The sequence below is a fragment of the Kitasatospora sp. YST-16 genome (genome assembly GCF_026802215.1).
Taxonomy (GTDB): domain Bacteria; phylum Actinomycetota; class Actinomycetes; order Streptomycetales; family Streptomycetaceae; genus Kitasatospora; species Kitasatospora cineracea.
The window spans coordinates 1,478,899-1,493,887 of the sequence record NZ_CP113837.1 but is presented as its reverse complement, the minus strand read 5'-3'; the positions used below and the strand labels follow the sequence as shown (position 1 = coordinate 1,493,887).

At 76.0% G+C, this 14,989-nt stretch carries 12 protein-coding genes; 4 read left to right on the top strand and 8 right to left on the bottom strand.

Translation table 11 applies throughout. The annotated features are described in order from the left end of the window. Positions 1-5 precede the first annotated feature (5 nt). The 3 genes from OU787_RS06795 to OU787_RS06785 are packed head-to-tail and all read right to left on the bottom strand — an operon-like array spanning position 6 to position 3,546. Entirely contained in the window at positions 6-1,052 is a 1,047-nt protein-coding gene (locus tag OU787_RS06795; RefSeq protein WP_268658843.1) for an agmatine deiminase family protein, read from the bottom strand. A 30-nt stretch (positions 1,053-1,082) separates the two neighbouring features. Next, positions 1,083-2,804, bottom strand: a complete 1,722-nt coding sequence (locus tag OU787_RS06790; RefSeq protein WP_268658842.1) for an urease subunit alpha — start codon at positions 2,802-2,804, stop codon at positions 1,083-1,085. Positions 2,805-2,835: 31 nt separating this feature from the next. Then, positions 2,836-3,546 carry an urease subunit gamma gene (locus OU787_RS06785; protein ID WP_030460161.1) on the bottom strand — a complete coding sequence of 237 codons (711 nt, stop codon included), beginning with the start codon at positions 3,544-3,546 and terminating at the stop codon, positions 2,836-2,838. A gap of 321 nt (positions 3,547-3,867) precedes the next feature. Here OU787_RS06785 and OU787_RS06780 point away from each other — a divergent pair, with 321 nt between their 5' ends. Together OU787_RS06780 and OU787_RS06775 are read left to right on the top strand one after the other, a co-directional pair. Beyond that, a complete protein-coding gene (locus OU787_RS06780; protein ID WP_232794953.1) occupies positions 3,868-4,293 on the top strand; it encodes an ATP-binding protein in 426 nt (141 codons plus the stop codon). Between the two features lie 273 nt (positions 4,294-4,566). Then, the gene (locus OU787_RS06775; RefSeq protein WP_268658841.1) at positions 4,567-6,768 is read left to right on the top strand and encodes a SpoIIE family protein phosphatase; all 2,202 of its coding nucleotides are present in this window, start codon (positions 4,567-4,569) and stop codon (positions 6,766-6,768) included. A 40-nt stretch (positions 6,769-6,808) separates the two neighbouring features. On the opposite strand, the gene OU787_RS06770 is transcribed toward OU787_RS06775, so the two are convergent. The 5 genes from OU787_RS06770 to OU787_RS06750 all read right to left on the bottom strand — a co-directional run bounded on the left by OU787_RS06770 (position 6,809) and on the right by OU787_RS06750 (position 11,588). After that, complete coding sequence (locus OU787_RS06770) at positions 6,809-7,816, bottom strand: DUF2637 domain-containing protein (RefSeq protein WP_268658840.1); 1,008 nt, start codon at positions 7,814-7,816, stop codon at positions 6,809-6,811. Positions 7,817-7,962: 146 nt separating this feature from the next. After that, complete coding sequence (locus tag OU787_RS06765) at positions 7,963-8,763, bottom strand: (2Fe-2S)-binding protein (RefSeq protein WP_268658839.1); 801 nt, start codon at positions 8,761-8,763, stop codon at positions 7,963-7,965. A 94-nt stretch (positions 8,764-8,857) separates the two neighbouring features. Beyond that, the gene (locus OU787_RS06760; RefSeq protein ID WP_051817195.1) at positions 8,858-9,637 is read right to left on the bottom strand and encodes a hypothetical protein; all 780 of its coding nucleotides are present in this window, start codon (positions 9,635-9,637) and stop codon (positions 8,858-8,860) included. A gap of 254 nt (positions 9,638-9,891) precedes the next feature. After that, complete coding sequence (locus OU787_RS06755) at positions 9,892-10,749, bottom strand: hypothetical protein (RefSeq protein ID WP_232795049.1); 858 nt, start codon at positions 10,747-10,749, stop codon at positions 9,892-9,894. Between the two features lie 245 nt (positions 10,750-10,994). Then, positions 10,995-11,588, bottom strand: coding sequence for a nucleotidyltransferase family protein (locus OU787_RS06750; RefSeq protein ID WP_268658838.1), 594 nt, complete (start codon positions 11,586-11,588; stop codon positions 10,995-10,997). A gap of 131 nt (positions 11,589-11,719) precedes the next feature. Between OU787_RS06750 and moaA the strand changes: the two genes are divergently transcribed. Both moaA and OU787_RS06740 read left to right on the top strand, forming a co-directional pair. Then, entirely contained in the window at positions 11,720-12,739 is a 1,020-nt protein-coding gene (moaA, locus tag OU787_RS06745; protein WP_268658837.1) for a GTP 3',8-cyclase MoaA, read from the top strand. Between the two features lie 120 nt (positions 12,740-12,859). Further along, complete coding sequence (locus tag OU787_RS06740) at positions 12,860-14,887, top strand: S9 family peptidase (RefSeq protein ID WP_268658836.1); 2,028 nt, start codon at positions 12,860-12,862, stop codon at positions 14,885-14,887. Positions 14,888-14,989 lie beyond the last annotated feature (102 nt).

Sequence of the window (14,989 nt, the reverse complement as noted above, 5' to 3'; positions counted from 1 at the left end):
CGGGGTCAGGGCTGGGGCTGCTGCTGGGTGATGCAGTGGATGCCGCCGCCGTTGGCGAAGATCTCGCGGGCGTCGACCAGTTCGACGGTGCGGCCGGGGTAGGCCTTCTCCAGGATCGCCTTGGCCTGTTCGTCGCGCGGGTCGTCGAAGGCGCAGAGGATGACGGCGCCGTTGGCCACGTAGTGGTTGATGTAGGAGTAGTCGACGGGTTCGCCGTCCTCGTCGAACAGGGCGGTGGGGGCCGGGAGTTCGATCACTTCGAGGGTGCGGCCGCGGGCGTCGGTGGCGGTGCGCAGGAGGTCGGCGAGCTCCCGGCAGACGGCGTGGTCGGGGTGGGCCGGGTCGGGCTGGGAGTGGACGACCACGGTGCCGGGGCGGACGAAGGCGGCGACGATGTCGATGTGGCCGCGGGTGCCGAACTCGTCGTAGTCGCGGGTGAGTCCGCGCGGCAGCCAGATCGCCTTGGTGGTGCCGAGGTGGGCGTGGAGCTCGGCCTCGACCTGTTCGCGGGTCCAGTCGGCGTTGCGGCCCTCGCCGAGCTGCACGGTGTCGGTGACCAGGACGGTGCCCTCGCCGTCGACGTGGATGCCGCCGCCCTCGTTGATCAGCCGGGAGGCGAAGCGGCGCGCGCCGGTCAGGTCGGTGACGTGTTCGGCGATGTCCTGGTCCTTGTCCCAGCGGGCCCAGGACTGGGCGCCCCAGCCGTTGAACACCCAGTCGGCGGCGGCGAGTTCGCCGTTGCCGTCGATCAGGAAGGACGGGCCGATGTCGCGCATCCAGGCGTCGTTCAGCGGCCGCTCGACGATCTCCACCTCGGCGGCGAGGTAGCGGCGGGCGTCCTCGCTCTCGCCGGTGTTGACCACCAGGGTGACCGGCTCGTACCGGACGACGGTGTTGGCGACCTCGGCCCAGGCGCGGCGGGCCGCGTCGAGCTGTTCGGGGCCGTCGAAGGTGGGGTTCGGGGTGGGGAAGGCCATCCAGGTGCGCTGGTGCGGGTGCCACTCGGCGGGCATCTTGAAGCCGAGCGAGGCGGGGGTGGGGGAGTTGCTCATGGGGTCAAGTCCTAGGCGGGGGAGGGTTGTTCAGAGGAAGTAGAGGCGGCTGAGCGAGACCGAGTCGGCGGGCGCCGAGCGCAGCGGTTCGCCGTCGAGCGAGACCAGGCCGGTGGCGGAGACGTCGACCCGGCCGGTCCGGCCGTTGCGGAGCATCGAGCGGGGGCCGATGCCGCGGGTGCCGCGCACGCCCACCCGGCGCCTGCGGGTGGGGAGTCGGTCGCCCGCGACGTCCAGGTAGGCGGAGTCGGCGGCGGCCTGGGCGACGAAGGCCACCGAGAGGTCGGCGGCGGTGGCCCCGTGCGCGCCGAACTGCGGGCCCAGGACGAGGGGTTCGCAACGGTCGGTGGAGGCGTTCGGGTCGCCGACCACGCCGTAGGCGGGGAAGCCGGCCTTGAGGACGAGTTGCGGTTTGGCGCCGAAGTGGTCGGGGCGCCACAGCACCAGGTCGGCGAGCTTGCCGACCTCGATCGACCCGATCTCGTGCGAGAGGCCGTGCGCGATCGCCGGGTTGATGGTGAGTTTGGCGATGTAGCGCAGCACCCGCTCGTTGTCGTCGCCGCCCTCGGCGGTCCCGTACGAGCCGGTGCCGTCGAGCGGGCCGAGTTCGGCCTTCATCTTCCCGGCCATCGCGAAGGTGCGGCGGACCGTCTCGCCGGCCCGGCCCATGCCCTGGGCGTCGGAGGAGGTGATGCCGATGACGCCCAGGTCGTGCAGCACGTCCTCGGCGCCCATCGTCCCGGCCCGGATCCGGTCGCGGGCCATCGCGGCGTCGCCGGGCAGGTCGGGCTTGAGGTCGTGGGCGGAGACGATCATGTCGTAGTGCTCGCCCAGCGCGTCCCGGCCGAACGGGAGGGTGGGGTTGGTGGAGGAGCCGATGACGTTCTCCACGCCCGCCATCTTCAGCACGTTCGGCACGTGGCCGCCGCCGCAGCCCTCGATGTGGAAGGCGTGGATGGTGCGGCCCTCCAGCACGGCGAGGGTGTCCTCGACGGACAGGCACTCGTTCAACCCGTCGGTGTGCAGGGCGACCTGGACGTCGTACTCCTCGGCGACCCGCAGCGCGGTGTCCAGCGCCCGGGTGTGCGCGCCCATGTCCTCGTGCACCTTGAAGCCGGAGGCGCCGCCCTCGGCCAGCGCCTCGACCAGCGGGGCTGGGTCGGAGGACGAGCCGCGGCCGAGGAAGCCGATGTTGACCGGCCAGGCGTCGAAGGCGTTGAACGCGTGCCGCAGTGCCCAGGGCGAGTTGACGCCCACGCCCCAGACCGGGCCGAACTCCTGGCCGATGATCGTGGTCACCCCGGAGGCCAGCGAGGCCTCCATGATGCGCGGCGAGAGCAGGTGCACGTGGGTGTCGACGGCGCCGGCGGTGGCGATCAGGCCCTCGCCGGAGACGATGGTGGTGCCGGTGCCGACCACCACCTCGACCCCGTCCAGGGTGTCCGGGTTGCCGGCCCGGCCGATCGAGGTGATCCGGCCTTCCCGGATGCCGATCGAGGTCTTCCGGATGCCCTGCACCGCGTCGATCACCAGCACGTTGGAGACCACCACGTCGCAGGTCTCCCGGACGGCGGCGGGCTTCAGGTGCAGGCCGTCCCGGGCGGTCTTGCCGAACCCGGCCAGGAACTCGTCGCCGGGGGCCTGCGAGTCGGACTCGACCCGGACGATCAGCCCGGAGTCGCCGAGCCGGACCCGGTCGCCCGCGCGCGGGCCGTGCACCGAGATGTAGTCGTGCGGGGTGATGGCGCTCATGCGGGGTCCTTCCGGGTGGTCGAGGGGGCGGTCACCGGGCGGGCTCCGCGTCGTCGTACTCGGTCAGGTAGCCGGTCGCCCGGGCCTTCGCCAGGGCGGCGTCCTTCGCGCCCGGCGCGTCCAGCGGGCCGTCCACCAGCCCGGCGAAGCCGATCGCCACCCGGGCCCCGCCGATCGGGACCAGGCCGACCTCGACCGTCGCGCCCGGGTCGAAGCGCACCGAGGAGCCGGCCGGCACCGCGAGGTGGGTGCCGTAGGCGGCGGCCCGGTCGAAGGCCAGGCGCGGGTTGGACTCGAAGAAGTGGAAGTGCGAGGTGACCGAGATCGGCACCGAGGCGGTGTTGTGCACCGGAAGCAGCAGGGTCTCCTCCACCGGGTCGTAGCCCGCCCCGGTGCCGGGCAGCGCCGCGCCCGGGGCGCCCTCGCCGAGCGAGCCCGCGCCGCGGAACGGGTCGGTGACCACGGCGAGGCGCGTCCCGTCCTCGAACACCGCCTCCACCTGCACCACCGTGACCACGTCCGGGACGCCCGGCAGCACGTCCTCGGCGCCCAGCACGGTGCGGCCGGCCTCGATCGCCTCGGCCAGCCGGCGGCCGTCGCGGGCCGCCTCGCAGACGGTGTCGGCGATCAGGGCCGTCGCCTCGGGGACGTTCAGCCGCACGCCCCGAGCCCGCCGGGCGCGGGCCAGTTCGGCCGCGGTGAAGATCAGCAGCCGGTCCCGTTCAGTGGGGGTCAGTCGCACGGTGCCTCGCTTTGCGGGGGTCGCGGAGGGATGGTCGGTACAGATGTTAGAACGTCGTTCAAACTTAGCACCGCCGACACCCTGGGCACACGGGCGACGGACCCGCGGGCCCGGTCGAGGGGCCGTCGACGGGCCCCGGAGGGTTTTTCGAGGGCTGAGTGGGCAAGAGGAGGAACGAGAGGGGGCAGCCGACCCGGCGGGGGAGCGGGCGGCGGCCGTTCGGAACTACCCCGGGGGCGTACGAGGTTGATGGACGGTCAGGCGAGGTTTCCGCGACAGCGGTCGGCCACGTGGCGGGAGGGGGCCGAGCACCGGGGGCCGGTGGCGCAGACGCCGGCGGCACATCAACCCGGGTGCGCACTGCACCGCCGGCTGCACGCCGCGCTCGACGCGGCGGACCTGCCGGCGGTGGGAGCGGTGCGCCGGCGGCTGCGGGCGGCACTCGACCACTGGGGCCTCCCGGCGGAGCTGTCCGACACCGCCGAGCTGCTCGCCTCCGAACTGGTCACCAACGCGCTGGTGCACACCGGCCGGGGCGCGGTGTTCGACGCGGTGCTGACCGGCGGCTCGCGGCTGCGGGTCGAGGTGCAGGACGCCGCGGGCGGCCAGGTGCCCAACCGCCGCGCCGCCTCCGAGACGGCCACCTCGGGGCGGGGCCTGCTGCTGGTGGAGGCGCTGGCGGACGACTGGGGCGTGCAGCTGCGGGCGGACGGGAAGACCACCTGGTTCGAGCTCTCCGCGGGCTGAACCGGGAATTGCGCCCACCCGCCCGCCATCCGCAGCCCACCGTCCGCCGGGCTCCGGCCGCGGGTCGGGGCGGCCCGGGGCGGGTGAATATGCCGGACGTGATCGTGTGCGATCGGTACCGTTCGGCCCCCTGCCATTGCCGCCTTGCCGAACATACGAGAGGGTAGTGAGAATGTGTGCCAGGAGGCACACGCAACCATCGCGGTCCGGCCGGCCCAGTAGGGGACACGGGAACAACCAGCGGCCGCCAGGCAAGGCACCGGCAGGAGAAGCATGGCCACAGAGCCCGAGGCGCCTGGGCCCGCCCGCCGCACCCCGCCCGCCCAGGCCACCAGGAACGAGACCCCCGCGAACCCGCTGCGCACCGCCGCCGGACCGGCGTCCGGCGGTCGGACCGTGCCGCCGCCCTCCGGCCGCGGCCTGCCGACCCGCACCGGCGACTCCAGCCCCGAGTGGCTGGAACCGGCGATGGCGGCCAACGGCATCGGCTCGTTCGACTGGGACATCCGCCGCGACGTGCTGGTCGGCGACCAGCGGGCCTGCGCGATCCTCGGCCTGGTCGGCCAGCCCTTCGACCGCACCTCCGCCTCCTTCCTGGCCCTGCTGCACCCCGAGGACGCGCCCGTGGTGCGCCGCCGGGTCGAGCGCGCCGTCGCCGAACTCGGCCAGTGCGGCGCCTACTACCGCACCGTCTTCCCGAACGGCGAACTGCACGCCGTGCGCTTCCGCGGCCGGGTGCTGGCCGACGCCTTCGGCCGCCCGTCCCGGATGGTCGGCTTCGTCTGGGACGCCACCGTCGAACTGCACAAGCGCGAGCGGGCCGACGAGCAGGCCCAGCTGCGCGAGCAGCGCTCCCGGTTCATCAAGGAGGCCGCCCGGGCGCTCTCCGAGGCCGTCACCGTCCGGGACGTCGCCCGGGTGTTCACCGAACTGCCGCTGCCGGGCCTGGGCCCCGACGGCCTCGCGCTGGCCTCGCTGGAGGCCGGGCGGATCGCGCTGCTCGGCTCCAACGGCTACCACAACGGGCTCAGCAACCAGTTCGACCGGATCCCGCTCGCGCCCACCCACCCCGCCGCCGAGGCGGTCCGGCAGCGCGCCCCGATCTTCGTCTCCAGCCGCGAGGAGTACCGCGAGCGCTACCCCGAGGCCTGGGACTGGGCCGAGGAGAGCGGCCGCTCCTCCTGGGCCTTCCTGCCGCTGATCGCCAGCGGCCGCCCCACCGGCATCTGCGTGGTCTCCTTCGACGACGACCGCGAACTCGACACCGACGAGCGCACCCTGCTCTCCACCCTCGGCGGCCTGGTCGCGCAGTCGCTGGCCCGGGCCCGCCTGCACGACGCCGAGCACGAGCTCGCCGCCGGCCTGCAGCGCGTCATGCTGCCCCGCACCGTCCCCGCCGTCCCCGGCGTCAGCACCGCCGTCCGCTACCTCGCGGCCGGCTCGGGCCTGCAGATCGGCGGCGACTGGTACGACGTCGTCCCGCTGCCCGGCGGGCACGTCGGCCTGGTGATCGGCGACGTCCAGGGCCACGACGTGCACGCCGCCGGCATCATGGGCCAGCTGCGGATCGCGCTGCGCGCCTACGCCGCCGAGGGCCACCCGCCCGCCGCGGTGATGGCCCGCGCCTCCCGCTTCCTGGCCGACCTCGACACCGACCACTTCGCCACCTGCACCTACGCCGAGGTCAACGTCGACTACGGCGTGGTCTACGCCGTCCGGGCCGGCCACCTCGACCCGGTGGTGCGCCGCGCCGACGGCACCGCGCACCCCGTCCCGGTCTCCGGCGGCCTGCCGCTGGGCGTCGACCCCGACGAGGAGTACCGGGTCACCCGGTTCAGCCTCGACCCCGGCGAGACGGTCGTGCTCTGCACCGACGGCCTGGTCGAGGCCCGCGGGATGGACCTCGACACCGGCTTCGCCCGGCTCTGCGAGAACGTCTCCGGCGACCTCCCCGGCATCGACGAGTCACCGCGCGAACCGCTCGAGGAACTCGCCGACCGGATCGCCTCCGGGGCCTCCGACAGCAGCGAGCGCGAGGACGACATCGCCCTGCTCCTGCTGCGCTGGGACGGCCCCGCGGGCGGGCGCGCCGCCCAGCAGCTGCGCCGCCGGATCGGCCAGGCCGACCTGGCCCGGATCGCCGAACTGCGCGGCGAGCTCCGCGACGCGCTGCGCCGCTGGGGCGTGCCCGAACTGATCGACACCGCCGAACTGCTCTCCTCCGAGCTGGTCACCAACGCGATCCGGCACACCGACCGGGACGCGATGTTCACCGCCCGCCTCTACCAGGAGCACGGCCGGGCCCGCCTGCGGGTCGAGGTCGAGGACGAGTCGGACCTCTGGCCGACCCGCCGCACCCCCGGCGAGCAGGCGTCCTCCGGCCGCGGCCTGATGCTGGTCGAGGCGCTCGCCGACACCTGGGGCGTGGAACCCCGCGGCACCGGCAAGCGGATGTGGTTCGAACTCAGCAGCTGACGGCCCGTCGGGCTCGGCAGCCGACGCCCCGTCAGGACCGTCAACCGAACTGCTGCTCCAGGTCCTTGAGCTTCTGCTCCAGCGAGTCGAGCCGGGGCAGCGTCACGGTGTCCTCCTCCGGGGTGAGGTCGATGCTGCGGTGGGCCGCCGGGGTGGCGGGCAGGCCGGCGGGGGCTATGGCGGGCTCCGTCGGGGCGGGCGGGAGGGTGGCGGCGGCGGGTTCGAGCTGGCGGGCGGCGCGGTGGCGCCAGCCGCTGCCCGGCTGGCGGCCGATCGCCCGGATCTCGGCCCGCTCCCGGCGGGAGGCCAGCCGGCGGCGCTCCCGGTTCTCGGCGGCCGTCCGCTTGTCGTCGCGCACCTCCTCGACCGCCTCGTCCAGGGTGCGCACGCCCTCCAGCAGCATCAGCGACCAGGCCGCGTACGTCTCGCGCGGGGCGCGCAGCCAGCGCACCACCCGGATCTGCGGCAGCGGGCGGGGCACCAGGCCCTGCTCGCGCAGGGCGGCGACCCGGGTCTGCTTCAGCGCCCGGTCGAACAGCACGGCCGCCGAGAGCGACATCCCGGCGAAGAACTGCGGCGCCCCGTCGTGGGCGCCGCCGCGCGGGGCGTGCACCCAGTTGAACCAGGCGGACGCGGCGGCGAACAGCCACACCAGCAGGCGGGAGCCGAGCGCCGCGTCACCGTGGCTGGCCTCGCGGACGGCGAGCACCGAGCAGAACATCGCCGCGCCGTCCAGGCCGAACGGGACGAGGTACTCCCAGCCGCCGGAGAGCCCGAGGTTCTGGACGCCGAAGCCGACCAGCCCGTGGAAGGAGAGGGCCGCGGCCACGCCGGCGCAGCAGAAGAGCAGCAGGTAGGAGGCGCCGCCGTAGAGGGATTCGGTGCGGCGGCGGCGTTCCTCGGCGCGCTCCCAGGAGGAGTCCGCACCGCTGTTGGCGGGGGCGGAGCCGGTGGTGCGGCTGCGGGCGAAGGCCAGCAGTGCGACGGCGACCACCAGGGCGGCCGTACCGGCGACGGCCCAGCCAAGCGGTATGTCCGACAGTCTCATGACCTGATCAAGCCTCGCTTTCCGCATCGTGATGGCGGGGACCATCATGGCGGAGAAAATCGGCGATCAAGGCGGGATCGGGGCCATTACCCCGATAGGGGGGAATTTCCGCCGGGATATCCCCCGGAAATGAATTATTGTCAGATCTATTTGGCGCGCGGGCAGCTGACGCAGAGTTCGGCCGGGCGCACCGTGTAGTACAGGCAGCAGCTGACCCTGGTCCTGGCCAGGCCGCCGCCCCCGGCGCGGAAGCCCGGGGTGCCGACGAACGGGGCCGCCGCCGCGTCCCCGGTCAGCAGCGCCTCCAGCGCGGCCACCGCCGCGGGCTCCTCGCCCAGCAGGCCCGCCGCGTACCAGAGGCCGTCCACCACGTCGTCGGTGACCAGCGCCCACAGGGTGCGCGGGCCGCGCCGGACCAGGGGGCGGAAGGAGTCGAGGACCGGCGCGAAGTGCTCGGCGAGCGCGGTGCGCAGGGCGGCGTCGAGCGCCGGGCGGTCCGGGACCACCAGCGCACCGGGGCGGCCGGCCGCCGGGTCGTCGGGCAGGCAGTGGAAGCCGGCCGGACGGGCGGTCAGCTCCCCGGTGGTGCGGTTGATCGAGACCCGGGACGGCGGCAGCAGCGGGACCCGGCGCTCCAGCAGCCAGGGCAGCGTGAAGGCCAGCGCGACCGGCCAGGCGTAGCGGTGCAGGCTGAACCCGGCGGTGACGTCCGGGCGGGTCGGGGCGCCGTACAGGTCGAGGCCGAGCCGCTCGTCGAAGGCGACCATCGCCGCCAGCGCGGCCGGATCCCCGGCCAGCGCCGCGGCGGTGGTCCAGCCCGGGCCGGTGCGCGGGGCCGCGTGGTGGATCCGCAGGTCCGGGAAGGACCGGCCCAGCCGCAGCCAACTGCCCCGGCAGGGAAGGGAGTCGAGGGACGGGGGGCACTGCTCGACCTGGTGGGCGGTCACGCGGGCTCCCTGGTGGTGCTCCCGGGGGCGGGCCCGGGCACGGCGAGGTGGACCTGCCCGGGCTGCTGCTCGGCCCGGGCAGGTAAGGCTCACCTTAGCTGATGTCGTGCCGCAGGTCGCGCGGTGCGCCGCCGTCCGGGGGACCCGGCTGCGCCGGGACCTGCGCCAACCGCCTCGCCAGCCACACCGGCACCCCGCCCAGCGCCTGCACCAGCCGGGCCGCCTCCGCCCGCAGCCGCTCCGCCTCGGCCGGCTCCGACACCTCCGCCAGCGAGGCCAGCGCCGGCGCCACCCCCACCGTGAAACCCAGCTCCTCGCGCAGCCGCAGCGAGGCCGCGAACCCCGCCTGGGCCCGCTCCCGGTCGCCCGCCGCCTGCGCCAGCCCCGCCAGGTGCCGCCAGGTCGAGGACCGCAGCAGCTCGTCCCCGCGCTCCCGGGCCCCCTCGTGCGCCCGGGCGTACGCGCTGTGCGCCGCCGCCGGGTCGTGCAGCAGGTTCTCCGCCACCAGCCCGCGCCGGAAGTCCAGCAGCGGACGGCCCGCCGCCCGCGGCGCCAGCAGCGCCGACGTCCGCCCCAGCGCCGCCTGCGCCTCGTCCAACCGGTCCCGGCGGCCCAGCACGCTCGCCACGTACGCCAGGAACCCCCGGGCGCAGGACGCCGCCGCCCGCGCCTCGATGCCCGCCACCGACGCCTCCGCCTGGCGCAGCGCGTCCTCCGCCCGCTCCCAGTGGTCCGCGGTGAACAGGCACTGCTCGATCAGCAGCTCGGCCCGCTGGAGCGCCGCGGCCGGGTCCCGCCCGGCCTGCGGGCGCAGCAGGTCGGCCGCGTCCTGCCAGCAGCCGCGCGATCTCAGCCGCCAGACGACGTCCGCCATGCCCCCCGGGGCAGTCCCGTGCACCGACAACGCCACCTCCTTGTGCGCGCCATGCAGCGACCCGCCGGCCCTCCCCAAGGGCCCGCGTCGTGGCGGCAATTCAACACGCGCGGGAGCTTGTGCACCAGATCACGAGCGCGAGGAAATCCGGAACGGCCCGATCCGGACGGTGCGCGGCCGACGCGGCGTCAGGGCGCCGGACCGGTCCCGGCCGGCAGGCGTCGGAGGGTGTCAGGAGGCGGTGGCGGCCCCGGTCAGGACGTCCAGCCGGTCTCCATCAGGGCCTCCGCGGCGCCGTTCGACGGCTGCGGGATGCCCGCCGCGTCCAGCGTGAACAGCGCGACCAGCAGCTGCTCGCCGCGCACCACGCTCTGCCGGGAGTAGCCGGAGACGGTGAACATGGCGGCCGCGACGTCCTCGCTGTGCAGGGTCTCCAGCCACAGGCACTCCACCGCCTTGACGTCGGCCGGCTCGGTCCAGGTGTCCACCTGGGCCACGATCCGGCCTCCCAGCAGGGTGGTCGAGTCCCGCTCCTGGCCCGGCGTCAGCTCCAGATCGGCGAAACCCAGCCACTGCAGGTAGCGGGCCGCCGTCAGCACCGCGTCCTGCGGGGTGCTGACCGGCTGCGGACGGAACGGCGGACGCAGCGCCCGGGCCGGGCCCGAACCCGCGGCCGGCGGGTCCGGCAGCACGGACGGCGCGACCGGCGGCACCGCCGTCGTGTACGGGCGGGCGGTCTCCACCGGGCGGGCCGATCGCGGACCGGCGCCCTGCAGCCGCGGCGCCCGGTCCACCGGCAGCCGGACCGTCGCCCCGCAGTCGCAGGTGAACTCCGGCTGCGGCCACTGGTCGCTGCGCCCGCAGTGCGGGCAGCGCATGCTCAGCCAGGAGTCCTCCCAGGACCGGAACCGCACCTGCACCGGCACCCCGCCGCGCAGCAGCGGCACCCGCAGCTGCGCCCCGCACGGGCACGGCAGGCTCGGCGGCTCGTACCGGTGCTCGGCCCGGCAGGCCGGGCAGCGCAGGTGGCTCGCCCCCGACGGCGAACCGGGAGGGAAACCGGTCGGCCCCGGGGCGCGGGCGGCGTCGGCGGCGTCCTCGGGCAGCGGCATGGCGGTCACCGTCCGTTCGGATCGGGAGGTGGAGCTCGGCAGGCGGAGCTCGGGAGGGGTAGGACTCCATCCTGGCCGATCGGCGCCCCGCCCGGCCCGGAATGAGGGATTCCTCCAGCGGAGTTGAGGTGGGGAAAAGGTGCGCGAACGGTCGCGCGCCGGGGGCGCACGCGGCCGCCGCGGGTGCCGGGGGCGGAAGTTGACGGTGCGTCAGTCGAGGCGCTCGGCGGGGGCCGGGCGCCGCGTCAGGCGATGCCCCAGCGGGGGAGGTCGGCCGGGGTGTCGAGGTCGTCCGGGACGGCCGCGCCCGTGCAGTCGACCAGGGCCACCGGGCGGGACGCCAGCAGGCGGCGGGCGCCCGCGTCGCCGGTGGCGGTGGCGCGGAGAAAGGGGAAGTGGGCGGCGCCGATCAGGACCGGGTGGGCCCGGCGGCCGGCGTAGGCGGCCGCGGCGAGGTCGGCGGGGCCGGTGTGGGCCGCGAGCAGGCGGCGGACCGCCTCCGGGGTGACGCCCGGGGTGTCCACCAGCAGGACCAGCGCCGCCGTCGTGCCCGGGGGCAGCGCGGCCAGGCCGGCGAGCAGCGAGGAGGCCATGCCGGTGGGCCAGTCGGGATTGTCGACGAGTCGACAGTCGTCGGCAACGTCCACCCGGGCCCGCACCTCGGCGGCCGCCGCGCCCAGCACCGCCACCGCCCCGGCGCAGCCGCCCGCCCGGGCCGTCGCCAGCGCGTGCTCCAGCAGCGGCCGCCCCCGGTAGGGGAGGAGCGCCTTCGGACGCCCGCCCAGCCGGGACCCGCCGCCCGCCGCCAGCACCAGGGCCGGCACCCGCAGTTCCGCCATGCCCGCCAGTCTGCCCCCGACCCCCGCCCGGCCGCCTTGGACGATCCGACAGGCCGCACCGGCCCGGCCGCCACCGCTCCCGGCCGTTCCGTCCCTGGACCGGCCCCCCGCCGCCCCCGTTCACTGGCCCCATGGCACCGCGCACCACTGACGCCCCCGCCGACGCCCCCGCACCGCTGGCCGACCGGTACGGCCGGGTCCACACCGACCTGCGGATCTCGCTCACCGACCGGTGCAACCTGCGCTGCACCTACTGCATGCCCGCCGAAGGGCTCGACTGGCTGCCGCGCGACCAGACCCTCGACGACGACGAACTGCTGCGCCTGGCCGGCATCGCCGTCCACCGCCTCGGCATCCGCACCCTGCGGCTGACCGGCGGCGAACCGCTGCTGCGCCGCGGCCTGCCCGGCCTGGTGGCCCGGCTGGCCGGCCTCGGCGCCGAACTCTCGCTCACCACCAACGGCATCGGACTCGCCCGGCGGGCAACGGAGTTGAAGCAGGCCGGACTACACCGGGTGAACGTCAGCCTGGACACCCTGCGCCCCGAGCGGTACGCGGCGCTCACCCGCCGCGACCGGCTCCCCGACGTGCTGGCCGGGCTGGCCGCCGCCCGGGCCGCCGGGCTGGCGCCGGTGAAGGTCAACGCGGTGCCGGTGCGCGGCGTCAACGAGGACGAACTCGTCGACCTGGTCGAGTTCGCCGTCGACGGCGGCTACCGGATGCGGTTCATCGAATCGATGCCGCTGGACGCCCAGGGCGCCTGGGACCGCGCCGCGATGGTCACCGCCGACGAGATCCTCGACGTCCTCGCCGCCCGCTGGCGCCTCGTCCCGGTCGGCCGGCACGGCAACGCGCCCGCCGAGGAGTGGCGGCTGGCCGGCACCGACCACGTGGTCGGCGTCATCGCCTCCGTCACCCGCCCGTTCTGCGGCGGCTGCGACCGGGTCCGGCTCACCGCCGACGGCCAGCTGCGCAACTGCCTGTTCGCCACCGAGGAGTCCGACCTGCGGGCCCTGCTGCGCGGCGGCGCCGACGACGCCCGGATCGAACGGGCCTGGCGGGACTGCGTCGCCCGCAAGGCGCCCGGGCACCGGATCGGCGACGAGGGCTTCGTCCGGCCGGACCGGCCGATGTCGGCGATCGGCGGCTGAAGGCGGGGGAGGGGGGCGGTCGGCGGCGTGCGTCCCGCTGGCGGGTGCGGGGCGACGGCCGGAATTCCGGCTGACGCCGGGCGGGCGGCGGGTCAGGATGTCCGGGTGCCGTCCTGACGAGTGAGAGGCAGCCCGCATGCCGGACCACCATCCCGCACCACAGCCGACCGAGCCGACGACCGAGCCGACGACCGAGCCGACGGCCGAGCTGACGGCCGAGCTGACGACCGAGCTGACGGCCGAACTGGTGGTGGACGCCGCCGTCCCCGTGGCACCGGCCCTCTCGCCGGACGGCCGCCTGGTCGCCTACGCGGTGGTCGGCACCGGCGGCGACGGGCGTCCGCGCGCCTCCTCTGGGTCGCGGCCGCCGACGGCGGCACGCCGCCGCGCAGGCTGGCCGACGGCACGGCCCCGGGCCCCGCCCCGAAGTGGGCGCCGGACTCGTCCGCCGTCCTCTTCACCGCCGACCACGAGGAGTCGGGCACCACCCGGCTCCAGCGGGTCCGCCCGGACGGCGGCGGGCAGGCCGTCGGGCCGGAGGTCCTGGCCGGGTGGCGCGGCGGCGTCGCCGACCACTGCCCGCTCCTCGACGGCCGCACCGTCGCCCTGCTCGCCGAGGACGAACCCACCGCCGAGGACGAGCGCCGCGCGGCCGAGCGCGACGACGCCAAGGTCTGGGGCCGGCACCTCCCCGTCGCCCGGCTGCGCCTGCTCGACCTGGAGAGCGGCGGGCTGCGCACGGTGGCCGGCCTCGGCGACCGGCACGTGGTCGGGCTGGCCCAGCGCCCGGACGGCGGCCCGCTGGCGGTGCTGAGCCGGCCCACCCCCGAGGTCGACCCCGGGGCCGGGACGGCGGAACTGCACCTGGTCGACCCGGAGTCGGGGACCGTGCACGACCTGGGGCCGGTCGGGTCCGAGGCGAGCTCCCCGGTCTGGTGGCAGCGGGACGGCGCCTGGCACCTGGCCCACCTGGCGGTGACCCCCGGGCACCTGGTCGGCGGGCTCGCCGTGCTCGACACCGTGCCGCCGGCGACCGGACCGGCCACCGGCCACCGCAACCTCACCGAGGGCCTGCCGGTCTGCCCGGCCGAGCTGGTGCAGGTCGCGGACGGCCCCCCGCTCGCGCTGTTCGCCGAAGGGCTGGACACCGCGCTGCACCGGCTCGACCCGGGGCCGCTGCGGTTCCGCCGAATGTCCTCGGCCCCCGGCCTGCTGGCCGGCCTCACCGCGAGCCGCTCCGGGGACACCGTCGCCCTGCTGGCGAGCACCGCGTACGAGCCCGGGAACGTCCACGCCGGACCGGCCGGCGGCGCGCTGGTCCGGCTCAGTGACACCCGCCCGGAACTGCGCGGGATCCGCTGGGGCGTCCAGGAGCGCCTGGGCTACCGGGCCCCCGACGGGCCGGAGTTGGACGGCCTGCTGGTGCTGCCGGCCGGCCGGACCCGGGCGGACGGCCCGTTCCCGCTGGTCACCCTGGTCCACGGCGGCCCCTACGCCCGCTCCGCCGACGCGTTCGCCCTCACCGTGGTCGACTGCGGCCAGTGGCTGGCGACCGCCGGGTACGCGGTCTTCCTGCCCAACCCCCGGGGCGGCTCGGGGCACGGCCACGCGTTCGCCGCCACGGCCGCGGGCGCGGTCGGCGGCGACGAGTGGTCCGACGTCCTCGCCGGGATCGACCTGCTGGTGGCGCAGGGCGTCGCCGACCCGCAGCGGCTGGGGATCTCCGGCTGGAGCCACGGCGGCTTCCTGGCGGCCTGGGCGGTCGCCCGCTCGGACCGGTTCAGGGCCGCCCTGGTGGGCGCGGGCATCAGCGACTGGGGCCTGCAGGCCGGGACCGGCGACTGGGGGACGCTCGACGCGGCGCTCGGCGGCAGCACCGGGTGGGACGGCCCCGGACCGCACCCGCACGACCGGAACAGCCCGATCTCGTACGCCGCCGCGATCCGCACCCCGGTCCTGATCCTGCACGGCGAACAGGACACCAACGTCCCGCTCGGCCAGGCGGTCCACCTGCACCGCGCCCTGCGCCACTTCGGGGTCGAGCACGAGCTCGTCGTCTACCCCCGCGAGGGCCACGGCCTGGAGGAGCGCGCCCACCGGCTCGACGCCCTGCGGCGGATCCGGGCCTGGTTCGACCGCCGGCTGTAGACCGGGCCGGGACGGGGGCCGGGGGGCTGCTGTCGCCGGGCCGGCAGCCGGGCGTAGGGTGCCCGGACGGGCCCCGGTGTCGGACCGGCGGGGCCGCAGGAC